At 64.3% G+C, this 23,326-nt stretch carries 16 protein-coding genes; 8 read left to right on the forward strand and 8 right to left on the reverse strand.

The genetic code is table 11. The features are described 5' to 3' along the window. The first annotated feature begins 45 nt into the window (after window positions 1-45). The 6 genes from BCHO_RS02060 to BCHO_RS02085 all read left to right on the forward strand — a co-directional run bounded on the left by BCHO_RS02060 (window position 46) and on the right by BCHO_RS02085 (window position 10,444). Window positions 46-747, forward strand: a complete 702-nt coding sequence (locus BCHO_RS02060; protein ID WP_024541454.1) for an ABC transporter ATP-binding protein — start codon at window positions 46-48, stop codon at window positions 745-747. 10 nt (window positions 748-757) lie between these two features. Further along, window positions 758-3,676 carry an ABC transporter permease gene (locus BCHO_RS02065; protein WP_160271591.1) on the forward strand — a complete coding sequence of 973 codons (2,919 nt, stop codon included), beginning with the start codon at window positions 758-760 and terminating at the stop codon, window positions 3,674-3,676. 205 nt (window positions 3,677-3,881) lie between these two features. After that, window positions 3,882-5,411, forward strand: a complete 1,530-nt coding sequence (locus BCHO_RS02070) for an amino acid permease (protein WP_024541452.1) — start codon at window positions 3,882-3,884, stop codon at window positions 5,409-5,411. A gap of 485 nt (window positions 5,412-5,896) precedes the next feature. Beyond that, entirely contained in the window at window positions 5,897-6,505 is a 609-nt protein-coding gene (locus BCHO_RS02075; RefSeq protein ID WP_024541451.1) for a MarR family winged helix-turn-helix transcriptional regulator, read from the forward strand. A gap of 111 nt (window positions 6,506-6,616) precedes the next feature. Next, entirely contained in the window at window positions 6,617-8,536 is a 1,920-nt protein-coding gene (locus tag BCHO_RS02080) for an ABC transporter ATP-binding protein (protein ID WP_024541450.1), read from the forward strand. A gap of 60 nt (window positions 8,537-8,596) precedes the next feature. Continuing rightward, complete coding sequence (locus BCHO_RS02085) at window positions 8,597-10,444, forward strand: ABC transporter ATP-binding protein (RefSeq protein WP_099721045.1); 1,848 nt, start codon at window positions 8,597-8,599, stop codon at window positions 10,442-10,444. A gap of 76 nt (window positions 10,445-10,520) precedes the next feature. On the opposite strand, the gene BCHO_RS02090 is transcribed toward BCHO_RS02085, so the two are convergent. The 3 genes from BCHO_RS02090 to BCHO_RS02100 all read right to left on the reverse strand — a co-directional run bounded on the left by BCHO_RS02090 (window position 10,521) and on the right by BCHO_RS02100 (window position 13,597). Continuing rightward, entirely contained in the window at window positions 10,521-11,924 is a 1,404-nt protein-coding gene (locus tag BCHO_RS02090) for a polysaccharide deacetylase family protein (RefSeq protein WP_024541448.1), read from the reverse strand. A gap of 474 nt (window positions 11,925-12,398) precedes the next feature. Beyond that, window positions 12,399-12,890 carry a hypothetical protein gene (locus tag BCHO_RS02095; RefSeq protein WP_024541447.1) on the reverse strand — a complete coding sequence of 164 codons (492 nt, stop codon included), beginning with the start codon at window positions 12,888-12,890 and terminating at the stop codon, window positions 12,399-12,401. Then, entirely contained in the window at window positions 12,890-13,597 is a 708-nt protein-coding gene (locus BCHO_RS02100; RefSeq protein ID WP_024541446.1) for a phosphatase PAP2 family protein, read from the reverse strand. The genes BCHO_RS02095 and BCHO_RS02100 overlap by 1 nt, the downstream gene beginning before the upstream one ends. 112 nt (window positions 13,598-13,709) lie before the next feature. On the opposite strand from BCHO_RS02100, the gene BCHO_RS02105 reads away from it, so the two are divergent. Then, window positions 13,710-14,171 (forward strand): hypothetical protein, encoded by a 462-nt coding sequence (locus BCHO_RS02105; RefSeq protein ID WP_024541445.1) that lies wholly within the window; start codon window positions 13,710-13,712, stop codon window positions 14,169-14,171. A gap of 206 nt (window positions 14,172-14,377) precedes the next feature. Here the strand turns inward: BCHO_RS02105 and BCHO_RS02110 are convergent, their stop codons facing one another. The 5 genes from BCHO_RS02110 to BCHO_RS02130 all read right to left on the reverse strand — a co-directional run bounded on the left by BCHO_RS02110 (window position 14,378) and on the right by BCHO_RS02130 (window position 22,111). Further along, the gene (locus BCHO_RS02110) at window positions 14,378-15,001 is read right to left on the reverse strand and encodes a TetR/AcrR family transcriptional regulator (protein ID WP_024541444.1); all 624 of its coding nucleotides are present in this window, start codon (window positions 14,999-15,001) and stop codon (window positions 14,378-14,380) included. A 61-nt stretch (window positions 15,002-15,062) separates the two neighbouring features. Then, window positions 15,063-17,264 (reverse strand): YhgE/Pip domain-containing protein, encoded by a 2,202-nt coding sequence (locus tag BCHO_RS02115; protein ID WP_024541443.1) that lies wholly within the window; start codon window positions 17,262-17,264, stop codon window positions 15,063-15,065. Continuing rightward, complete coding sequence (locus tag BCHO_RS02120) at window positions 17,261-20,014, reverse strand: YhgE/Pip domain-containing protein (RefSeq protein ID WP_024541442.1); 2,754 nt, start codon at window positions 20,012-20,014, stop codon at window positions 17,261-17,263. The genes BCHO_RS02115 and BCHO_RS02120 overlap by 4 nt, the downstream gene beginning before the upstream one ends. A 445-nt stretch (window positions 20,015-20,459) precedes the next feature. Next, on the reverse strand, window positions 20,460-21,041 hold the full coding sequence (locus BCHO_RS02125; RefSeq protein ID WP_024541441.1) for a hypothetical protein: 582 nt from the start codon (window positions 21,039-21,041) through the stop codon (window positions 20,460-20,462). A gap of 188 nt (window positions 21,042-21,229) precedes the next feature. Then, window positions 21,230-22,111 carry a patatin-like phospholipase family protein gene (locus BCHO_RS02130; RefSeq protein ID WP_051354933.1) on the reverse strand — a complete coding sequence of 294 codons (882 nt, stop codon included), beginning with the start codon at window positions 22,109-22,111 and terminating at the stop codon, window positions 21,230-21,232. 137 nt (window positions 22,112-22,248) lie between these two features. Here BCHO_RS02130 and BCHO_RS02135 point away from each other — a divergent pair, with 137 nt between their 5' ends. Then, window positions 22,249-22,872 carry a TetR/AcrR family transcriptional regulator gene (locus tag BCHO_RS02135; RefSeq protein WP_231371397.1) on the forward strand — a complete coding sequence of 208 codons (624 nt, stop codon included), beginning with the start codon at window positions 22,249-22,251 and terminating at the stop codon, window positions 22,870-22,872. The last annotated feature ends 454 nt before the right edge of the window (window positions 22,873-23,326 follow it).

Raw genomic sequence — 23,326 nt, forward strand, 5'->3', positions numbered from 1 at the left:
GATGGAACTCGGCGCGAGGCCGCACCGGAGCGGAAGGAGCAAGCGATGGCGTACATCGAATTCGATGATGTGGTCAAGGAGTACCCGGCGGGGGACACCACGATCCGCGCGCTCGACGATGCGAGCTTCACGGCCGACCGCGGCGAACTGAGCGTCATCCTCGGGCAGTCCGGAGCCGGCAAGACTACGGCGCTCAACATCCTCGGTGGCATGGACACGGCCACGTCGGGCAGAGTCGTCGTCGGCGGCCGCGACGTCACCGACCTCAACCACCACGACCTGATCACCTACCGACGCAACGACATCGGCTTCGTCTTCCAGTTCTACAACCTGATCCCCAACCTCACGGCGCTGGAGAACGTGGAACTGGCCTCGCAGATCTGCACCGACCATTTCGATCCGGCGCAGACGCTGGAGAAGGTCGGTCTGGGCGACCGACTCGACAACTTCCCGGCGCAGCTGTCCGGAGGCGAGCAGCAGCGCGTCTCGATCGCGCGCGCCGTCGCGAAGAAGCCGAAGCTGCTGCTGTGCGACGAACCGACCGGCGCGCTCGACTACGAGACCGGCAAGGAGGTGCTGCAGCTGCTGCAGGACATCTGCCACGACGAGCACATGACGGTGCTCATCGTCACGCACAACTCGGCGCTCGCGCCGATGGCGCACAAGGTCATCCGTTTCCGTTCCGGCAAGGTCGTCAGCCAGGAGACCAACGACCATTCGACGCCGATCAGCGAGATCGAATGGTGAGGTGACGATGATGGCTGGACGTGACGCACGCGAGCGCGGCGGCGCGAAACCGCTCGGCTCGGCCTTCCTGTTGGATACATGGCGTTCATGGCTGCATGCATGGAAGCCGTTCCTCTCGATTCTGATCATTTCGATGCTCGGCGTGGCCGTGCTCACCGGCATCTACGCGGGCTGCCGCGACACCTTCATCGCGGCGAACCGCTTCTACGAGCAGCAGGGGCTGCACGACGTCCAGGTCGTCTCGACGATGGGGCTGACCGATGAGGACATGGATGCGTTGCGGCAGGTCGACGGCGTCGGCGATGCCGTCGGCGTGCGCATGGAACGAGTGACCGTCGACGGCGACGCGGGCCGCCGGTTCAACGCGACGATGCGCGAACCATCGGACGGCGCGGCGACGGTCGATGCGCCGTATGTGCGCGAGGGACGGCTGCCGAAGTCCGCCGATGAAGTGGCCGTCACCGGGCAGTTCACGCACGATACGCACCATAAGCTCGGCGACGTCATCGACGTGACTGCCTCCGACGCGACTGATGCAGCAGGCGAAGACGGCAAAGCCGATGAAGATAACACAGCCGACAAAGCCGACGCCGTGCACAAATTGAAGATTGTCGGTGTCGTCACCGACCCGTCGGACCTGTCGGACCCGGACGGGTATTCAGGATCCGCGTTCCGCACGGCGGTCGCGAACGACTACACCTTCTACGTGGCGCCGGGGTCGCTTGAGCGGATCTTCGACGCCGATCCGCAGGTCTATGGCGCCGTCGTCATGCGGCTGACCGACGCCGAGAACAAGGATGCGTTCACCGACGACTACGATGCGCTCGTGTCCTCGACGATGTCGACGATCGAGCGCACCGTGCAGCCCAGGCGCGAGGAGGTGAGGCGCGAGGCGCTGCAGCGCAGCGCGCAGGACGAGCTCGACAAGGCGAAGGCGCAGGCGTACGCGCAGATCGACAAGGCGCAGGCGCAGCTCGATGCGCAGCGCACGCAGCTCGACGACCAACTCAAACTGCTCGATGCGCAGGCCGCGCAGGTGCCGGTGGGCATGCCGATGCCGGCGCAGCTCGCCGACGCGCAGCGGCAGTGGGCGCAGGGGGATGCGCAGCTCAAGGAGGCGCAGCAGAAGATCAATACGCAGCGCAACGACGCCGGCGATCGCTTCACCGCGGAGCAGCAGCAGATCGACGACATCGCGCCGCGCTGGTATGTGCAGTCGCGAACCGCGCTGAGCGGCTTCAGCTCGCTCAAATCGGACATCAGCTCGATCCGGTCGCTCGGCAACGCGTTCCCGATCGTGTTCCTCATCGTGGCCGTCATGATGAGCCTGACGACGATGAGCCGACTCGTCGAGGAGGACCGCGGTCTCATCGGCACCTATCTGGGACTCGGCTATGGACGCGTGACGATCACGCTGCGCTATGCGCTGTTCGCGTTGCTGGCCTGCCTGCTCGGCGGCGGGCTGGGGCTGCTCATCGGCTTCCTTGGCATTCCGGCCTTCCTGCTCGTCGTCATCCACGGGCTGTATGCGATTCCCGATCTGCGGCTCGAATACGACTGGCTGTACGGCTCGATGGGCATCCTGCTCTTCGTCGTCGGCGTGCTCGGCGCGGCGCTGTTCGCGTCGATCCGTGACATGCGGCAGATGCCGGCCACGTTGATGCGTCCGAAGGCGCCTAAGGCTGGCTCGCGCATCCTGCTCGAGCATATCCGTCCGCTATGGAGGCATATGAGCTTCCTCAACAAGGTGACGGCGCGCAACATCTTCCGCTTCAAGTCGCGTCTCGTCATGACGGTCGGCGGCGTGGCCGGATGCGCCGCATTGATCCTGTGTGGCCTGGCGATCAACGACACGGTCGCAGCGCTCGGCCCCAACCAGTACCGGGGCATCGACCAGTACGACATGTTCGTGATGGCCAACGACGGCGACGAGAAGACGCTGCACGACAAGCTCGTCCAGGACGGCAAGACGACGGCCATCATGCAAACGCGCGTTGAAAACGGCGAGATCACGAACGGCGACGGCAGTAGCACGTCGGTGCAGCTGACGATCGTCCCGCAGAAGCAGATCGGCGAACTCAACACGATGTTCAGGCTCGAACCGGCGCGCAGCGAATCGATCTTCGGCTGGATGCGCGGCGGCGGCCAGTCGGCCAAGCTCGGCGATGACGGCGTCATCGTCGCGCAGTCGGCCGCACAGTCGCTCGGCGTGAAGGCCGGCGACGAGATCATGCTGCGCGCGGACGGCGGCTCGCAGCCGCACCGCGTCAAGGTGAGCGCCGTCACGCGCAGCCTCATCGGCGCCGAGACCTTCGTTTCGGAGGATCTGTACCACAGGATGTTCCCGGCGTCCACAGCCGGGGACGGCTCGGACGAGCAGCCGGCGATCACCTGGAACAGCGTCTACGCCAAGCTCAAAGGCGACGACGACGCGCAGATCAAGTACGCGCAGCAGCTCGAGAACGAAGCCATCGTGCTGAGTGCAAGCTCGACGGCACTGCAGGCGAAGGACTTCAAGTTCGATCTGATGGGCGCGGTCGTCGGACTGATTGTCGCGCTCGCGGGCAGCCTCGCGCTCGTCGTGCTGTTCACGCTCGCGCATACGAACGTGTCGGAACGCATGCGCGAGATGGCCACGCTCAAGGTGCTCGGCTTCTACGACAAGGAAGTGCACCACTACGTCAACCGCGAGATGATGGTGCTGACGGTCATGGGCATCATCATCGGCCTGCCGCTCGGACGGTGGGTCGCCGGCCTGCTCACCGGCGCGCTCAACATGCCGGGGCTGTATTTCGAAGTGCACATCTTCTGGTGGAGCTACGTCATCACCGTTGTGGCGACGCTCGCCTTCGCGTTGCTCGTGCAGTTGTTCGTCGACCCCGTCCTCGACCGCATCGATCCGGTCAGTTCGCTGAAGTCGGTCGAATAGGCTGCGTGGCCGTGCGAGTCATGTGGGCTGTGCGGACTGCGCGACCGCATGCTCGCAGTATCCGCGCGCCTGCGCCTGCCGTTGACCGAGCCGGTCGTGGTCGACGTCGATGGCAGTGTTCGCGCTGCCCGCATGCTATACGCCCGCCGCGAGTATGCGCAGTGCGAACGGCATGCAACAGACGGCGGCTACAGTCGAACGTATTATGTCGAATATCCAACAACCTGCGGCATCCTCCGGCCTCGACCGCGAGGAGGCCGTGAACGATTCGCTCGGGACCGTCGACCGAGACAACGAGATGGAGCGCGGACTGACGAACCGTCATGTGCAGTTCATCGCGATCGGCGGCGCGATCGGCACCGGCCTGTTCCTCGGATCGGGAAAGTCGATCGCGCTCGACGGGCCGAGCATCGTGCTTGTCTACATTCTCGTCGGCGGCGTCATGTTCCTGATGATGCGTGCAATCGGCGAACTGATGTACCGTGACCCGAGCCAGCACACCTTCATCAACTTCATCCGCATGTATCTGGGCAACGGCACCGGCAAATTCGCGTTGTGGACGTACTGGCTCGTATTGATCCTGACCGGCATGACCGAGCTTTCGGCGGTGGGGCAGTACTGTGTGACGTTCTTCCATACGATTGGCTTCGAACTCAAATCATGGCAGTGGCTCATCGAACTGCTGTTCCTCGCTGCGTTGGTGGGCGTGAATCTGATCGCCGTCAAGCTGTTCGGCGAGACCGAGTTCTGGTTCTCGATGATCAAGATCTTCCTGATCCTCGCGCTCATCGTCACGTCGATCATCATGGTCATCGCCGGCTACCGGTACGGCACGACGACGCTGCCCGGCTCCAATCAGACGTATCCGGCCGGTCAGGCATCGCTCACGAATATCGTTGACGGCTTCTCGCTTACGCCGAATGGTTGGACGCAGATGCTGATGAGCTTCCAGATGGTCTTCTTCTCCTACACGATGATCGAATTCGTCGGCGTGACCGTCTCCGAGACGAAGAACCCGCGCAAGGTGCTGCCGAAGGCGATCAACGGCATCATCCTGCGTGTGCTCGTGTTCTACGTCGGCGCGTTGCTTGCGATCATGGCGATTGTGCCGTGGCGTAACTTCATGACAAACGACAACGGCAACCAGTTCTCGTCCCCGTTCATCATGGTGTTCGAATTCGCCGGCCTGCACTGGGCCGCGGCCGCCGTGTTCTTCGTCGTATTGACCGCCGCCGCGTCGTCGCTCAACTCATTGCTGTATTCGGCGGGACGCCACCTGTTCCAGATCGGCGAGGAATCCAATTCGCCGACGCTGGGCAAGCTCGGCACCGTCTCGAAGACGAAGGTGCCGGCGCGCGCGATCATCGTCTCCGGCGCGCTGATCCTGCTGTCTCCGGCGCTGTCGGCGATGCCCGGCGTCTCCGGCGCCTTCGTGCTGTTCTCGTCGGCCGCCTCCGCCGTGTTCATCTTCATCTACATCCTGACGATGGTCGCGCATTACCGCTATCGCAATTCGCCGCAGTTCATGGCCGACGGATTCCTGATGCCCGCCTACCGTGTGTTCGATCCGTTGACGATCTGCTTCTTCGTGTTCATCTATGCGACGCTGTTCATCGGCGCCGACACGCGTGGCCCTGCGATCGCCGCCCTCGTGTGGCTCGTCGTCTTCGGCGGCTACTGCCTGCTGCATGACCGCTACTCCAGTCGCGGCCTGCGCGAAGCGTTGAAGCACTGAAGTACTGAGACGCTGGTCTCCAACGGCAGTTTGTGAGTGTATCTACTCACAGACTGCCGTTTTTCCTACCGTCGGCGGCCGTTTATGGGTGAGTTCACCTGCAAACGACCGTTTGCGGCACTGTCGACGGCATTCTGCGGGTGTGCTTACGTATGGACGACCGTTGTTGGTGCTGCTGGCGGCATTCTGTTGGTGAGCTCACCCGTAGGCGACCGCTGTTGGCGGAGACAATGGCAATCTGTAGGCGAGCGCACCCAGAGACGGCCACCGTTGATGCTGCCGCTGGCATTCTGTTGGTGCGCTCACGCATGGACGACCGTTGCTGGTGCTGTTGGCGGCCTTTTGTAGGTGGGCGCACCTGCAAAACATCTGCCTATCCACCCATCCCTCACTTACTCTCACTTATCCACCCGCCTCCGTTGTCTTACAGTGTAAGTAACTTACAGTGCAAGATAAATTGACCGCCAGCGATTACGGAGGTGATGATGGACTACACGTTGGAAGCCGTGCATGAGGTGATGTTCACGATGTGGGCGTCGCGCTCGCGGGCGACGCGTGCCTTCGAGCGTGGCGCGCAAGGCGAGATGTTCGTGCTGCGCGAGCTGCTGTTCCGGGGAGCGCGCACGCCGACGCAGCTCGCGGAGGCGATGGGGGCGACGTCGGGACGCATCTCGTCGATTCTGTCCAGCCTGGGCAAAAAAGGATGGATCGTGCGCACCGGGGATCCGGAGGACCGGCGCAGCGTCGTCGTCGAACTGTCCGACGAGGGCCGCCATATGGTCAAAGCCCATGGCGACGCACTCGTCAAAAGGCTTGAATGGGTGTTCTCGCAGATGGGCGAGCGGCGTACACGCGATTTCGTCGGTCTGCTCGGCGAATTCATGACCTATCTGTCGATCTGCGACCCGCAGGAGGAGCGGCCGACGGCCGAGCAGGTGCAGGTGGCCTTCGAGCGCAATCGGCGTCTGCATGATCGGATGGTCGAGATGGCGCGCGCCGGCGGTCATGACTGCATGCCGGGTGGTCCGCCCCATTGCTGGTTCGCGCAGGGAGCGACCGCTGAAACCGAACAGGACGGCTCCTCCGCGCGCTGACGCAACACATCCATCCCGTCCATCCGCATCCCGCGCCGCGACCCCGCCGTCATATGCGCAGGAACACGGCGCCACTATCGGCGCGAAAACCTTACAGTATAAGGAAAACCAATGCTACGAATCATGAAATACCTCTCCAAGACGGAGATCGGCCAGCTGCTGTTGTCGTTCGTCACGATCGTCGGTCAGGTGTACTTCGACCTCGAGCTACCGAGCTACATGGCGGAGATCACCCGACTCGTCGAGACGCCGGGCAGCCAGATGCATGACATCTGGGTCGCCGGCGGCAAGATGCTGCTCGTCTCCTTCGGCTCGCTCGTCTGCGCCGTCATCACCGGATACTTCGCCGCGCGCGTCGCCGCGTCCTTCGGGCAGCGGCTGCGTTCGCTCGAGTTCCGCAAGGTCGAGTCCTTCGGCCCCTCCGAGATGCACCGTTTCTCGACGGCGAGCCTCATCACGCGCTCGACGAACGACGTCACGCAGATCCAGATGTTCATCACGATGGGCCTGCAGATGCTCATCAAAGCGCCGATCATGGCCGTCTGGGCCGTCTGCAAGATCGCCGGCGACGGCTTCGAATGGACGCTCGCGACCGGCATCGCCGTCGCCGTGCTGCTCGCCGCCGTGGCGCTGCTCATGGCCTTCGTCATGTCGAAGTTCAAGGCGATGCAGCGGCTGACCGACGACATCAACCTCGTCGCGCGCGAGAACCTCACCGGCATGCGCGTCGTGCGCGCCTACAACGCCGAGGATTACCAGGAGGAGAAGTTCGAGGATGCGAACGCGGCGCTGACGAACACGCAGCTATTCACGAACCGTGCGATGAGCGTCATGATGCCGCTGATGAGCACGATCATGAACGGCCTGTCGCTCGCGATCTACTGGATCGGCGCCTATCTGATCCAGGACGCCGGCGCCACCGAGAAGCTCACGCTGTTCTCGAACATGATCGTCTTCTCGAGCTACGCGATCCAGGTCATCATGAGCTTCCTGCTGATGAGCATGGTCTTCGTGCTGTGGCCGCGCGCCGACGTCTCCGCGCACCGCGTCATGGAGGTCATCGACACCGAGCCGCTCGTCACGTCCGGCACGCGCGACCGTGGCCTGACCGTGGCCGAGGCGAGGGAGGCCGGCGTCATCGATGATTCCGACGACGCCGACTACCGCGACGATCTCGAGGTCGCCGGCATGGTCGAGTTCCGCGACGTGAGCTTCGCCTATCCCGATTCGCGCGAGGCGATGCTCGAAGGCATCAGTTTCACGGCGAATCAGGGCGACACCATCGCGATCATCGGTGCGACCGGCTCCGGCAAATCGTCGTTGATCAATCTTGTGCCGCGATTCTACGACGCGACCGACGGTGCAGTGCTCGTCGACGGCGTCGACGTGCGCGACTACGACCTGCGAACGTTGCGTGACAAGATCGGCTATGTGCCGCAGCAGTCGTTCCTGTTCAAGGGCACCGTCGCGTCGAACGTCAGCTACGGCGACCGTCCCGGCGAATCCGAGGATGTGCCGATGCTCGACGCGTCGCGCGCGAGCGGCCGCAAGGCGGAACGTGCGATGCTCAAGGCCGACGAGGAGCGTGCGCTCAGCGCGCAGGAGGAGAACCGCGTCGAGCAGGCGTGCGACGTCGCGCAGGCGACCGAATTCGTCGAGAAGATGCAGGGCGCTTTCGACGCGGCGATCGCGCAGGGCGGCACGAACGTGTCCGGCGGTCAACGTCAGCGTCTGTCGATCGCGCGCGCCGTCTACCGCAATCCGGAGATCATGATCTTCGACGATTCGTTCTCGGCGCTCGATTTCAAGACCGATCGCGTTGTGCGCGACGCGCTCAAGGCGTATGCGAAGGACGCGACGAAGATCATCGTCGCGCAGCGCGTCGGCACGATCATGGATGCCGACTGCATCCTTGTGCTCGACGACGGCAAGCTCGTCGGCAAGGGCACGCACCGCGAACTGCTCGAGACCTGCGAGGTCTACCAGCAGATCGCGCATTCGCAGCTGAGCGACGAGGAGCTCGGCGCCTGAACCTGCCACAACCGCAGGTTTCATGTGAAACAGTCGTTTGAACGGAAGGAACACACAACCATGCCCATGGGTCCTCACGGTCCGCGCGGTGGCGCCCCCACCGAGAAAGCGGACGACTTCGGCGGCGCGCTCAAGGAGCTGATGCGCTTCAGTCGCCGGTACATCCCGGCGATCATCGTCGCATTGATCCTCGGCATCGCCGGCACCATCTGCCAGATCATCGGCCCGGATTATCTGGGTGACATGACCGACGAGATCACGAAGGGGCTGCCGGCGCTCATCAACGGCAAGCCGGTGCTCGGATCAATCGACATGAACGCCGTCACGCGCATCGCATGGACGCTCGTCGCGCTGTATGTCGCATACGCGCTGTGCTCGTACGTGCAGAGCTGGATGATGGCGACGGTCACGCAGCGCACGGCGCAGCGTCTGCGTGCGGCGATCGACGTCAAGATGAACAAGCTGCCGCTCAAGTATTTCGACGAGCACAGCAACGGCGACGTGATGAGCCGCATCACGAACGACGTCGACGCCGTCGGGCAGACGCTCGGACAGTCGCTCGGCTCGCTGATCACGTCGGTCACGTTGTTCTTCGGCGCGCTCGTCATGATGTTCGCGAACAACTGGCTGCTCGCGCTGTGCGCGATCGCGGCGAGCATCGTCGGCATGGCGCTCATGCTTGCCGTCATGCGGTGTTCCCAGCGGTACTTCGCCCGGCAGCAGGCTGCGCTCGGCGACGTCAACGGCCACGTCGAGGAGATGTACAGCGGCCACGTCGTCGTCAAGGCGTTCGGCGGCGAGGCCGACGCGATCCGCCGCTTCGAACGCTACAACAACGACCTCTACGAGTCGGGATGGAAGAGCCAGTTCCTGTCCGGCCTGATGATGCCGATGATGAACCTCGTCGGCAACCTCGGCTACGTCGTCGTCTGCGTCGTCGGCGCATGGCTCGCGATGAGCGGACGCATTGAATTCGGCGTCATCGTCGCGTTCATGATGTACATCCGATTCTTCACGCAGCCGCTGTCGCAGTTCGCGCAGGCCTTCCAGAACCTGCAGCGCTGCGCCGCCGGCGCCGAACGGGTGTTCACGTTCCTCGACGAGCCCGAACTCGCCGACGAAAGCGGCAAGCAGCCGCTGCTCGGCATGGGCTCCGACGGCGAGATCACGCCGGTCGAGGGCCGTGTGCGCTTCGAGCACGTCAGGTTCGGCTATGACCCCGACCGACTGATCATCCACGACTTCTCCGCCGACGTCGAACCGGGGCACAAGGTGGCGATCGTCGGGCCGACCGGCGCCGGCAAGACGACGATGGTCAACCTGCTGATGCGTTTCTACGAGATCAGCGGCGGCAGGATCACGATCGACGGCATCGACACGAAGGACGTGCCGCGCTGGAACGTGCACGACCAGTTCTCGATGGTGCTGCAGGACACGTGGGTGTTCCGCGGCACCGTGCGCGAGAACATCGTGTACGCGAAGGAGGGCGTCAGCGACGAGCAGGTCGTCGCCGCCTGCAAGGCCGTCGGTCTGCATCGGTACATCATGTCGCTGCCGGACGGCTACGACACCGTGCTCGACGAGTCGGCGACGTTGTCGCAGGGGCAGAAGCAGCTGCTGACGATCGCGCGCGCGATGGTGCAGGATTCGCCGATCCTGATCCTCGACGAGGCGACGAGCTCGGTCGACACGCGCACCGAGGAGCTCATTCAGACGGCGATGGACAAGCTCACCGAAGGGCGCACGAGCTTCGTCATCGCGCACCGCCTGTCCACGATCCGCGACGCCGACATGATCCTCGTCATGAAGGACGGCGACATCGTCGAACGCGGCACGCACGACGAGCTGCTCGCGCGCAGCGGCTTCTACGCCGACATCTACAACGCGCAGTTCTCGCTCGCGCAGTAGCGCAGTGCGCCGCGGCCGCCTGGATTCGGCGGCCGCGGCGCACTATATTGAGGAAGTGTGCTGAGCAGGCAGGCCGTCAGCGGGTGGGCTTGTTGCCGTTCTGCGGCAGGCTGTCCTGCGCCGTGTCGCCGCGCGCATAGAACACGGTGCCCGGGTCGAGCTCGTCGGTGAGCAGCTGGGAGACGGTGACCAGATGGAAGCCGCGCTCGCGCAGGCCGCTGACGATCTGCGGGATCGACTCGACGGTGCGTTCGTTGCCGTCATGCAATGCGATGATCGCGCCGGCGGACGCACTGTTGAGCACATTGTTCGCGATGTCGTCGGCGCTCGTCTTCGCGTCCCAGTCGCGCGCGTCGACGTTCCACAGGATTACCGACTGGCCGTCGGCGCGGGCGGTGTCGACGACGTCCTCGCTCCATGCGCCGTCCGGCGGCCGGAACAACGTCGGCTTGGCGACGCCGGCGTCCTCGATGACCTCGTCGGTGTCGTGGAACCATCTGCCGAGTTCGTCGGCGGACAACGTGTGCAGCTGCCTATGCCTCCAGCTCATCGAACCGATCTCATGGCCCTGTGCGGCCATCGTCGCGAGCAGCTGCTTGTTGCTGCCCGAAACGAACTGTCCCTGCACGAAGAACGTGGCCGGGGCGTCCGCTGCGTGCAGCGCGTCGAGCAGCCGTGGCGTCACCTGCTTGTTCGGGCCGTCGTCGAAGGTGAGCGCGACGCATGCGGTCAGTTCGCAGTCGAGCGGCATCGCGGCGACGACGGCGTCGGTGGCCTTCGTCAACGCGGCGAGCGCATCGTTGATCTGTGCGTTCGTCGCCGTGGCGGTCGGTTCGAGCATTGCCTTCGCCTGCTCGATCTGCGCCTGCAGCGCCGTGCGCAGATCGACGGGCGCGTGGTTCTCGGAGCGCGCATAGACGGTGTTTGCGAATGTGAGCTCCTTCTGCAGCTCGCCGCGGCGGTCGGCGTTGCGCGCGCCTTCGACGAGCTGCTTCAATGTGTCGGCGTCGGTCTGCACGTCGCGCATGCGGTTCACCATGCTCGTGTTCGCGATCGTGAACCTGCCGGCGAGGTCGGTGAGCGCGGCGGTGCTCATATCCGCTGCGCAGTTCGCCGTGGTCAGCGAGGAGACGGTGTGGGTGTCGTCGATGTGGTCGATCTTGCTCGTGAGCGCCGTGGCATGCTCCTCGCTGACCGTCTTCGCCTCGTCGCCGCGCGCGAGCTTGCCCGCGGACGAGATCGTCGTCGTGTAGGTGGTGTTGAGTGTGGCGAACTCGCGTTGCGCGGCTGTGCAGTCGGTGAGGGCGGTCGCGTGCGCCTGCTGCTGACGGCGGTGGGAGGCGCCGATGATCGGGATGATGATCGCCGCGAGCACGCCGGCGACGACGACGAACGCCGCGTCGAAGAAATCGGCGTCTGCAACGGGTCGGTCGAGTTGGTCGAGTTGGTCGTTGCGGTGGTCGGAAGAATCGTCGCTCATAGTGCCCCCTCAGTACCCCATTGTTGCGATTGCATTGTTGGGTGCCAGTATAAACCCATCGTGCGCGAAATCGATGCAAGGTTTCGGATGATATAAACAGCAGATATGGATAGTTGGTGCGGCGGTATTGTGGCTAGTCGCTCCTGTGCATAACTCGGTTGTTCGGGCGAATTGTCGCGTGATGCGCGCGCTGTGTTGGCCGGGTGGGATGACGCCGGGGGTATGGGGTGGAGATGGTACAAAAGCACACAGAGAATCAGGAATTGGGCACATAATCAATCATGGATGATCGCAATTGCACATGAGAGGAGTGCGTGGCTATGGTCGCCGCCGCATTACCCGATAGTTCGCAGCGACTATCGAGTAATGCGACGGCTGCGGCGGTTGCGGCGGCGAGGGGCATATGTGTGGCGCAGACCGTCGGCTGCCGATTTGCATGGATGTGCCGCCCCCGGCCGATGCACGTCATGCACGTTAGGCCGGCTCCGGCGGCAGGGACCTGAAATACTGGTGGCGTACGGCGAGGTAGGCGGGGAAACAGGCGAGCGCGAGCGCGGCGGCGACGTAGGTGGTGATGAAGTCGTTGTGCTGCACCCAGGGGCCGAGGGTGCGGTACGTAATCGTCAAGATTGCCGCCATGCCCGCGACGCACAGTGCGGCCGCTATCAGACGTTCGTTGCATGTGCAGCGCGCGTCAAGGCACGCGAGCAGCAGTCGGTAGATCAGATAGACGGCCGCGAGCCAGAACACGACCGACCAGCACATGATCGCCAGATCGCGGCTGTTCTGCTCGGGCGTCGCCGGGCAATGGTCGGGGTCGCAATCGGGCGGCCGGTCGGAGACATGGTTCTCGGCGGCGATGACCACGAAAAACGCGGTGACGAGCAGCGGAAGGATGTCGAGCATCGCGACGAGGCCGAGCGCCCACGAAATCCATGCGGGCGGCCTGTGGAAACGCCTGTCCATCAGCGATCCCCGGAATCCGCGGGCAGCAATGTGAGCTCCATGATCGGGATCGACAGCAGCGTCAGATAGGCGATCGAATACAGGCAGCCGGCGAGCACATCGCTCGCGTAGTGCACGCCCAGATAGACGCGCGTGGCCATGACGATCGGCGGGATGAGCGCGAGCAGCACGATCGCGACCCATTTGACCGCGCGCCGCCAATAGCGGTAGACGAGGTAGATGAGGAAACCGTAGAACGCCGTCGACGCCATCGCGTGGCCGGAGGGGAAGCTGAAGCCCTGCTCGGCGATCAGTCGATGATCGAGCGGCGGACGCGGGCGCGCGACGATACGTTTGAAGATCTCGTTGAGCGTCGCCTCGACGGCGAGATTGACGGCCACGGCGACGCCGATGCGCCAACGCCGCAGCGCGCAGGCGGCACCGAGGATGACGACGGTGAGCCCGATGAGCGTCGCGACGCCGGACATCTGCGTGAACACGATGACGGCGGGCGTCAATGACGGCGAGATGACATGCGCGGACAGCCATGCGTAGACCGCCGTGTCCATCGGCAGCGGCCCGTCATGCGCGAGCAGCACGGCGACGCCCAAGGCCGTCGCGCCGCAGACGGCGAGCACGCCGACGATCTGCCAGCCGTAGCGGCGCGGGGAGGAGACATGGGTCTCCGGCTTCTGGGATTCGAGGATTGCGGAATCGGAACTGTGCATGGCACAAGGGTACGGCGCAGGCACGGACGGGGATTTGCGCTTGGATGACACGGTGGGCATAATGAGGAGGACGTCGAACAGATGTTCGGGCGAAGGAAAGCGAGGAACGGGCGTGAGTGCGTGGCGCAGCGTGCGGAGATTCTACCGGCGGCATCGAACGGCGGTCACGTCGGCGGCCGTGTTCGCGGCGTCGATGGCGCTCGTCGGGCGCGTTCCGCTGATGCCCGACGCGGACGCGCTGTACACGCCGTTGAGCGGCGTGAGCTCGTTCATCCTCTCGCCGGCGGCGGGCGGCGCACTGCTGTACCGGCAGCGTTCGCGGCGTGCGATGTGGTGGTACGCGCTCGCGATGGTAGCGGGGACGACGGCGCCGATGCTGTACGGATACTTCCACAACATCGTCAATGACGGGACGCTCGATGGCATCGTCGGCAACGTGACCGGACAGATTTCGAGCGGCGCCAGCGGCGTGCTCGCGACGTTCGCGTCGATGGCGCCGGTGCTGCTGTTCATCGGCGGCGCATTGGGCGGCTATTGGCTCGCGCGGCGATTCGGCAGGCGTCGGCGTCGATAGACGATACTGCGCGGTGCGTCACGGGCAAAGAAAAGAGGCCCGGCCGAAGGGAAGAAGCCGGGCCTCCGAGAGAGGGGAAAGGGAAGGAAGAAAGTTTTTCGATTATGTCAACCTTGCGGCTGATGTCTTCAATATAACCACCGGTATCTTGAAGCAAGTCTGGAACATGCTGTGAAGTTGCTGAAAATCAGGCGACGTCAGGTCGGTCAGGCGCGGACCGTCGGCCACAGCAGCGCGGCCATATGCGAGGCCCAGGCGTCGTGCGAGCCGTCGCCGGGTGCGCCGAGCGCCTTGCAGGCGAGCATCGAGCCGAGCGTCATGCGGAACAGGAACGGCGCATCCAGTCCCTTGCGGTAGACGCCGCGTTCGGCGCCGCGCGCGAGGAACGCGGCGAAATGCCTGCAGACCGGGCGGATGACGTTGTCGGCGACCTCGCGCAGCCGGTCGTTGCTCGACGACAATACGATGCCGACTGCCGTGAGCCCGATGTTCTCGTCGAAACGGTCGACGAGGCGCCGCAGCGCCGCTTCGAGCCCGTCGCGGTCCGGTTCGATGCCGTCGAAGTCGATCGGAAGCTCGAGCGTGTGCGTCAGATGCCGGATGAGGTCGTCGCTGTTCGCGAAGCGCCGGTAGATCGTCGTCTTCGCGACGCCGGACTTGCGCGCGACCGACTCGATCGTGACGGCGCCGATGCCCTGCGCGATGAGGATCTCCAACGTCGCGCGCATGATCTTGTCGTCGGTCTGCTCGCGGCGCTGCTCGTGCCGTTCCGTATGCCGCGCCGCGGCGGCCGTATGGCCGCCGTTAGACGGCTGTGCTGATGCGTTCATGACCTTCTTCTTGCTTCTTGATCTTCTCTGGCCCGGGAAAACGGATGTGGCCGGGCGCAGGTCAACTGATGAGCTTCGTGCTTTCGACCTTGCGCTCATACCACAGATTGAAGCGGATCAGGCCACGGCGCAGGCCGAAGCCGATGATGAGCAGCGGCACGAGGAACAGCGCGAGCTTGCCCATCGCGATCCAGTAGTCGTTCTGGTAGATGCCGGCGATCGCGCTGCGCAGCGCGGCCGTCGAATAGGTGACCGGCAGCCACGGGCTGACGTCGCTGAGGAAGTGCGGCAGGATCGCCAACGGATACGCGGCGTCCGAGCCGGAGATCTGCATGACGAGGAACAGCACGGCGATCGCCTTGCCGACGTTGCCGAAGCTCGCGATGAGCGTATATGTGAAGAACGAGTAGACGATCGCGCTGAACCAGCCGTCGAGCATGAACAGCCACGGATGCACGGCCTGCACGCGCAGGAACAGCAATGTGCCGGCGAGCGAGAACGTCGCCTGCAGCAGCACGATGATGCCGAACACGAAGTAGTGGCCGAGGAACTGCTGCCACGGCTTCGGATCGCCGAGTTCGAGCTGCCGCTTCTTCGACAGGTTCACCTTGAGCGTCACCGCCGTCAGGATCGCGCCGACCCACAGCGGCAAGAACGTGTAGAACGGCGTCAGCGACGTGCCGAAGTTCTCGACCGGGAACAATGCCTTCGTCTTGAGCTCGACCGGCGCCGACAACGTACTCGACAGCTTCGACGAGTTGCCGGCGAGCACCTGCTTGACGACGCCCATGTCGCCGGTGTTGAGCGCCTTCGTCAGCTGCCCGCTGAAGTCGGCGAGCTTCGTGCTCGCCGTGTCGAGGTCGCCGGCGGCATCGTCGAGCGTCTTGCGCACCTTCGTGATCTGCTCGTCGGCCGCCGCCGTCGAGGAGTCGAGGTCGCCGAGCGCGCCTTTGAGCGTCGTCACGCTCGTCGTCAGCTGTCCGGAGGCGTCCGCGAAGGACGCGCTCATCTTGTCGAGGTCCGGTTTGATCGATGCGTCAAAATCGGAGGAGATGCCGGAGACCGACGATTTCGCCTGCGCGACGAGGTCCTTGATCGACTCGCGCGTCTCGCCGTTGACCTGCACATGGTTCGTGATGTCGGCGGCGGCCGCGTCGAGGCGCGACGACAGCTGCGACAGCGTCGTCGAGGCCGCGTCGAGACGGTCGATGAGCGATTGGATGCGCGCGCGCACGGCACCGTGCTGCGGCAGCGACGACTTGTCGAGCAGGTCCTGCAGCCGGTCACGCGTCGTCGCATAGTCCTTCGCCTCGCCGGCGACGTTCTTCGAGATATTCGTGATCGCGGCCGCCGCCGCATTCGCTTGGCCGTCGACGCTGCCGAACAATGTGTCGATGCTGCCGGCGAGCGATTCCATGCTCGCCGAGCTCGCGTCGAGCGCCTGCTGCAGCGCGTTCGTCGACGTGCCGAGCGCGCCGGTCAGGTCGGTGACCGACTGCTTCGCGCCGGACAGGTCGCCGACGGCGTCGTCGACGCCCGACTTCGTCTGCGCGACGAGGCTCTTCGAACTCGACATCAGCGTCTGCGCGGAGCCGGTGAGCTGGCTGTACGAGCGCAGCGTCGTCGCGCTGTCGGAGAGCGTCGTGGACAGGTCGCCGATCCTGGAGTTGAAATCGTTCAGACGGTTCTTCGCCTCGGGCTTGTCGAGCATGTCGACCATCGCCGAAGCGACGTTGAGCGCCGTGTCGGTGATCGTCTTCGCGAACATCTCATTGATCGATGCGGCGATCGTGTCCGCGCCCTGCCCGGTGACCTTCGGCGCGAGCGCGTTGAGTTTCTCGTTGTTGTAGTAGCCGAGGACAGCGTGGTCGGCGTCGGTCGAGAAGAACGTCAGCATCGTCTTGCTGAAGTCCTTCGGGATGATGACGGCGGCGTAGTACTTGCCGGATTTCGTGCCGTCGATCGCCTCCTGCTTCGTCTTCGTGAAGTTCCAGTCGAGCTGCGTGTTCGCACGCAGCGTGTTGACGACCTCGTCGCCGATGTTGATGCGCATCGGCAGCAGATCGCCCTTGTATCCCTCGTCCTCGTTCGCGATCGCGAACTGCAGGTTCTTCGTGTTCGCGAAGGGGTCCCAGCAGGCGGCCACGTTGAACCATGTGAACAGGCCGGGGATGACGGTCAGTCCGATGACGATGATGATCGACGCGATGTTGCTCGTCAGCCGCCTGACGTCATCGACGAAGATCCTGCCTACCATCTTCATGCCGAATGCCTCCCCTCATGCTGTCCGTGGTGCGGCCGCAGGCCGTGCACGCTCCTCTCGAGCCGTTCGCGCAGCTCGTGCAGATCGAGGTCGAGCGTGTCCTCGAGGTCGCTCATGTCGTCCTCTTCCTCTTCCTCTTCTTCCTCGTCATCGTCGTCGGCGATCGTCTTGGCGGCCTTCGCGTAGCTCTTCGCGAATCTCGGCTTCGACGGCAACGTGATGATGCCGTGGTTGAGCACGAGCTCGCGCAGCGCGTCCTTGTCGAGCGTGCCGAGTTCGGCCGCCCGGCGCAGGCTGTTGCGGATCGATTCGACGACCATCAGGAAGATGATGATGCACAGGATCCATACGATCCACGTCGCCAATGCGATGAGCTTCGTGCCGTTCGTGAACGAGAACGTGATGAACAATACGACCGGCACGATGAAGCCGGCGACGAGCGCGCCGCGCATCAGCTTCGGATAGAGTCGCGCGAACCTCGTGGCGCGCGCCTGCACCTGCTTGCGGTAGTCCTCCTGGTTCGACAGCACGGCGACGGCCTGCCTGATGCTGAACTTGTGCGTCGGCGTGTAGACGTGTTCGCTGTAGACCATGTCCGCCTCGTTGAGCTCGCGCGAGAACAGGTGGTTGAGGTTCGACATGAGCGGGCGCAGCCCCAGGCCGATCGCGAAGGCGATCGCCATGAACAGCACGAGCATCAGCATGTCCTTCGCCCAGTGGCCGTCGTAGAAGCCGCCGATCGTCTCGCGGAACGCGCCGATCGAATAGGTGAAGGGGAACATCGGGTAGAGCGCACGGTAGAAGCCCGGCATCATCTCGATCGGGTACAGGCCGGAGGCGCCGGGGATCTGCACCATGATGAGCGCGACGACGAGCGCCTTGCCGACGTGCATGAAGGTCGCCGACAATGCGTACGCGATCGAGACGTAGACGATCGACGTGAACCATGCGGTGAAGATGAACAGCGCCGCGTTCTTCATCTGCACATGGACGACGATGTCGCCGATCGCGCAGACGATGCCCTGCATGCCGGCGATCAGTGCGAGCAGCAGGAAGCGTGCGAGGTAGGTCTGCCACATCTTCGGGTCGCGTCCTTCGAGGCCCTCGTGGTCGACCTCGAGGCGGATGAGCACCATCAGCATGAACGCGCCGACCCACAGCGCGAGGCTCGTGAACAGCGGCGCCATCGCCGAGCCGTAGGTGTCCACCGGGTAGAGCGTGTGCGTCTTGAGCACCGTCGGCGACAGCATGAAGTTCGCGATGCGCGAGACGTCGACGTCGCCGTCGGTGCCGGTGAACTGCGCGAGCAGGTCGGTGTTCGCAAGCGAGCGCAGATCGGTCGACGTCGTGTCGAGACGGTCGGTGAAGGTCTTGAGCAGGCTGTCGGTGCTCTTGAGCGACGCGTCGGCGTCGTCGCTGATCGAGTCGATCTGGTCGAGCACGAGCTTCGCCTGCGCCGACAGCGACGCCTGCCCGTTGAGCGAGCCGGCGAGCGCGCCGCTCGTGCCGGCGAGCGAGCTCAGGCCGGCGTTGAGCTGCGGCAGCGCCGACGTGTTGATCGTCGTGCGCGCGCCGGCGAGCGAGTCGATCGTCGACGTCGACGTCGTCGAGAACTGGTTGATCGTGGCGAGCGAGTCCGTCGCGGCTTGCTGCGTCGATTTGTTCAGTTCGGTGAGCGAGGCGAGCGTCTGCGCGGATTTGCGGTTCTCCTGCTCGAGCAGCGTCACGATCTCGTTGATCTGCTCGGACAATGGGTTGTCCGGCAGGTTTTTCAGGTCGTCGAGGATCCGCGCCGTGTCCTCGTTCACCGTCGTCATGTTGCCAAGGGCGGCGCTGGTCGCGCCGCTCGCCGCGAGGACGCCGTTCGCGACGCGCGTCGCGTCGGTCGACGCGCGGCCGGTTGCCTGCAGCATCAGGTTGCCGCCCTTGTCCAGCTGGTTCGACGCGTCCGCGGCGAAGGTGTTGATCGAGCCCTGCGACTTTGTCAGCAGGTCGCCCGCCGTCGTCAGGCCGTCGCTTGCGCTCGTCGATGCCGCCGTGACGGCGTCGAGCGCCTCGCGCGCCGCCGCCGTCTTCGATTTCGTCTTGCCGAGCGTCTCGCGCAGCTGCGCGATCATCGCGCGCGCGTCGTCGAGGTTGGATTTCGTCTTGTCCAGCTGTGCCGTCATCTTCGCGACCGTCGCATTGGAGTCGTCCTTGATCTTCGTGTTCGTCTTGTTGACGATGTCGCCGAGGACGCCGCTGACGGTGGAGACGAAGGTGCTGTTGATCTGGCGGTCGACGGTCGTCGCGCCGACGCCGGTGATTTTCGGTGCGACCGGGTTCGCCTTTTCGTTGACGTAGTAGTCGATCTGCGGGCGGTTCGCGGTGTCGGTGAGCACGTCGGCGATGCGCTCGCTGAAATCGGACGGGATGACGATCGCCGCGTAGCATCGTGCGGATTCGACGCATTCCATCGCCTCGGCGCGGCTCATGAAGTCCCAGCCGAGCTGATGGTTCTTTTTGAGCGTGTCCTCAATCTGGTCGCCAAGCTTGAGCTTGCCCATAAGGTCGCTGTTCGCGCCGCGGTCGTCGTTCGCGACGGCGACGCGGATGCCGCTTGTGCTGCCGTAGGGGTTCCAGAAGCCGACAATGTTGAACCACGCGTACAGCGGGGGGATGAAGGTCAGGCCGAAGATGATGACCCAGGCGGTGGGGACGCGCAGCAGACGCTTGAGGTCTCTGCCGAGAATGAACCATATGTTGCGCATGGTGCCTCTGCTCCTCGTGTTCCTCGGTGCTCTGATGGTGCGGGTCGCGACGGCAGCGCGTCGGCGGCCGTCATACGGACAGCAACCTTATACGCTACGGTGTACGTAGCGCTACGGATGCTGTAGCGTTTGCGTGTCGATGCCGTGGCTGCGGCTGCTTCCTACCATTGTGCGACGCCGCTTCGGCGGACGCTTTTGCTGAAGAAGAACACGGGGAGGGGAGGCTGAACGGTGGGGTGTGTGGCGGCCGCGGCAGTCAGTGGTTGAGCTCAATCGCGTACTGCCGCCGGAGGGTTGATCGGTGGCAGTCTGTAGTTGACTTCAATCACGGACTGCCGTATTGGGCGAACTGGGGGCGGTGGGGGTGGGGATGGGAACGCCGCGCGGGCGGGGCGCGGCGTTGGGGCGGTTTGCAGTGTGGTGAGTTTTTGCAGTGCGGTGCGATTTACAGGTTGAGGAGGTCACCGTACCACACGTAGCTGCTCTCCTTTTCGGAGTTGGAATCGGAATCGCTGGAGTCGTCCGAGCCGTTGCGGTCGGACTTGTCGGAATCGCGCGAATCCGATCCGTCACGGCCCTCGAGACGTTGACGGTTGCCGCGCATGCCGCGGCCGCCTTCAAAGCCCCGCATATCCATGCCGCCCATGTCGCCGCCTTCGCCGTCTTCGGGCATCAGTTGCTCGAGCTGCTCGTCGGTGCTGTGCGCGAACGGTGCCATATGGCGCCCGGACTGGCCGGAATCGTGCAGCGCGTTCGTGATCGCGCTGCCAGCGACGCCGGCGCCGAGACCGCAGGCGAGGCTGATGCCGACGATGAACGCCGTCATCTTGCCACTCAGCTTGTCATGGATGCGCGTGGTCGCGCCGTTCTGCGGCGGCGTCGGACTCGCCGTGTACATCGGTGTGGCCGGACGCTGCGTGAAATCGTAGTTGTATGCCTTCGTCGAATCGACCGGCTGCTGCGCGACCGTCGGCGTCTCGTCCGCGTTCGTCGCGGTGTTCTGGATGTCGTGATCGTGATTCGTCATGATGGTCCTTCATGTGATTCGATGCGCGTGCACATGCAACGCGCGTTTGCTGACGGAACCATCTCAGTCGATAATTATTGGACATCGCTTGACGCCGGATTGCAAACGGCTTCGGAATCGCTGAAAGCCCACTGAAAACACGGATTCTTCACATTGTTCCACGCTGCGCATGCGCGCGGACGCCCACCTTAGGCGGCGAGAAAATCGGCGATTGTCGCACCGTCCGCAAGTCCCATCCGGTAGAGACGCCCGATCGCGTCGGCGTCGCGGGTGAGCGTGCTCATGCCGTCGATCGACTGCGGCGCGACGATGCAGGCTTTGCCGGCGCGCGCGAGCCGCTCGACGAGGTCGAGCTCCTCGTTGTAGGACGGCGCGCGGTGGGCGAGTGCGCGCGCCGCCTTCGGGTAGCGCAGCCGCAGCAGCGTCGAGCTGCCGGCGTCGTGCGAGGCCTTGCGCCGGAAGTCGCGTGGCCGCGTGAGGATGACGACGACTTTGTCGCAGCCGTCGGCGAAGGCCTGCCGCACCGGAATCGGATCGCTGATTGTGCCGTCGAAATACGGGACGCCGTCGATGACGTACGGGCGGTCGATGACGGGCAGGCACGCGGTGGCCTTGAGCGCGTCGTAATCATCCTGCCGCATATGCTCCGGGCCGAAATACTCGGGGGTGCCGCTGAGCGCGTTCGTCACGGTGATGCGATACGGCACCCCGCCGCACGTCAACGCGTCGTAATCGAGCGGATCCTCGCCGCTGGCGTTCATCAACGTGCCGTAGATGTAGTCGAGGCCGAGAAACGAGCCGGTGCGCAGCAGATTGCCGACGCCCATGTATGCGGGGCGCGACGAGTAGTCCGCGTAGAAACGGAAGGCGCGCCCGCGCTGCCCGGCGAGATACGACGTGACGTTGGCGGCGCCGGCGGAGACGCCGAGCCCGTAGTCGAAACGCACATCGTGGTCGAGGCACCAGTCGAGCACGCCGGCGCCGTACGCGCTGCGCAGGCCGCCGCCGACGTCGATGACGCCGATTTTCGGACGCGCGGCGGTGATGGCGGCGGACGACGAACTCGACATGGGCACCCTTTCGACGAACTGCGGGCCGCATACGACCCAAGTGACTACCCATTCAAATGCGTCGACGGCGCGTTCAGACGAGGGGAGGGCTGCAAAAACGACGAAAGTGTCCACCGTCGTCGTCTATGCTGACGGCGATGACGGAAACGAATCCGTATGCGGATGTGCTCGAGCTGACCCATCCGCCGACGCAGACGCCGGCGCGGCGGCAGATCGAACGCGCGCTCGTCGACTGGATGCACGACACCGGCAAAGGTGCCGCCGAAATCACCGTCTGCGCGCTCGCGAAACGCGCGTTCGTCGCGCGCAGCACGTTCTACAAGAACTACGCGCACGCCGATGCCGTGCTCGACGTCATCGAACAGCGCATCCTCGCCGAGCTGTGCGACGCCGGCGACGCGATGCGGGCGCTCGCGCGCGGCGGCGCGTCGGCGACCGAATCCTATGACGCCTTCGTGCGTGTGCTGCACCGGCATGAGGATGAATTTCGACTGCTGCTCGTCGAGTTGCCGTCGGCGCGTTTTGTCGATCGATGGAAGCGCATGCTCGGCTACCACTTCTGGGAGCGGCTGTTCACCGACGGCGCCCGCGAGCAGCGGCTGCGGCCGTCGACCGTCAACCGCGCGCTTGTGCTTGAGATGATCGCGAGTGCGTTCATCTCGGGCGTGCGTTTCTGGCTGATGACGCCGGAACGCGTGGAGATCCCCGAAATCAAGGCGTTGATTCTGCGGCTGATTCGCGACATTGACGAGGTGTGGTGAGTGCACGGGTGTGCGCGTGCGGTCGCCTGCTGTGCGCATATCTCAATAGTTTCCGGGAAGTGTCGAGATATGCGCGGACGTCCGGCTTCGAATGGGGCATGATGTGCGTTGGTGTGCGGTTCGTGTGCAAAAGCGTGCTGTTGGACTGGGGTCATGGTTGATGTTGTGCAGTTGCGCCGATAGGCGTCATGGGGCTGCCGGCGTCGGATTGCAGCTTGGGCGCATAACTCGATAGTTTGAGGGAAACCTCGAGCTATGCGGCGCCGGGGCTGGGACAGGTGGCGAGATGATGATGGGTGAGCATGAGCGGGGCCGATGGGGCGCTGGCGCCGTCGATGGGTGAGACGCGATGGATGTTTGGGGCGGGTTGGCTGGGCTGTAGGGGTTTTATCGCTGAATGTGCACCCAAAGTGCACTCAAACAAGGGTGCGGACTGCCGGCGCACGGATATGGT

This window comes from Bifidobacterium choerinum (genome assembly GCF_000741135.1).
In the GTDB taxonomy this organism is placed as follows: domain Bacteria; phylum Actinomycetota; class Actinomycetes; order Actinomycetales; family Bifidobacteriaceae; genus Bifidobacterium; species Bifidobacterium choerinum.

Coding starts and splice junctions, on each gene's coding strand:
- BCHO_RS02095 (WP_024541447.1), bottom strand. CDS start 12,890: ATGGACAGGCGTTTCCACAGGCCGCCCGCATGGATTTCGTGGGCGCTC.
- BCHO_RS02065 (WP_160271591.1), top strand. CDS start 758: ATGGCTGGACGTGACGCACGCGAGCGCGGCGGCGCGAAACCGCTCGGC.
- BCHO_RS02110 (WP_024541444.1), bottom strand. CDS start 15,001: ATGAACGCATCAGCACAGCCGTCTAACGGCGGCCATACGGCCGCCGCG.
- BCHO_RS02135 (WP_231371397.1), top strand. CDS start 22,249: ATGACGGAAACGAATCCGTATGCGGATGTGCTCGAGCTGACCCATCCG.
- BCHO_RS02100 (WP_024541446.1), bottom strand. CDS start 13,597: ATGCACAGTTCCGATTCCGCAATCCTCGAATCCCAGAAGCCGGAGACC.
- BCHO_RS02115 (WP_024541443.1), bottom strand. CDS start 17,264: ATGAAGATGGTAGGCAGGATCTTCGTCGATGACGTCAGGCGGCTGACG.
- BCHO_RS02080 (WP_024541450.1), top strand. CDS start 6,617: ATGCTACGAATCATGAAATACCTCTCCAAGACGGAGATCGGCCAGCTG.
- BCHO_RS02075 (WP_024541451.1), top strand. CDS start 5,897: ATGGACTACACGTTGGAAGCCGTGCATGAGGTGATGTTCACGATGTGG.
- BCHO_RS02085 (WP_099721045.1), top strand. CDS start 8,597: ATGCCCATGGGTCCTCACGGTCCGCGCGGTGGCGCCCCCACCGAGAAA.
- BCHO_RS02125 (WP_024541441.1), bottom strand. CDS start 21,041: ATGACGAATCACGATCACGACATCCAGAACACCGCGACGAACGCGGAC.
- BCHO_RS02070 (WP_024541452.1), top strand. CDS start 3,882: ATGTCGAATATCCAACAACCTGCGGCATCCTCCGGCCTCGACCGCGAG.
- BCHO_RS02130 (WP_051354933.1), bottom strand. CDS start 22,111: ATGTCGAGTTCGTCGTCCGCCGCCATCACCGCCGCGCGTCCGAAAATC.
- BCHO_RS02120 (WP_024541442.1), bottom strand. CDS start 20,014: ATGCGCAACATATGGTTCATTCTCGGCAGAGACCTCAAGCGTCTGCTG.
- BCHO_RS02090 (WP_024541448.1), bottom strand. CDS start 11,924: ATGAGCGACGATTCTTCCGACCACCGCAACGACCAACTCGACCAACTC.
- BCHO_RS02060 (WP_024541454.1), top strand. CDS start 46: ATGGCGTACATCGAATTCGATGATGTGGTCAAGGAGTACCCGGCGGGG.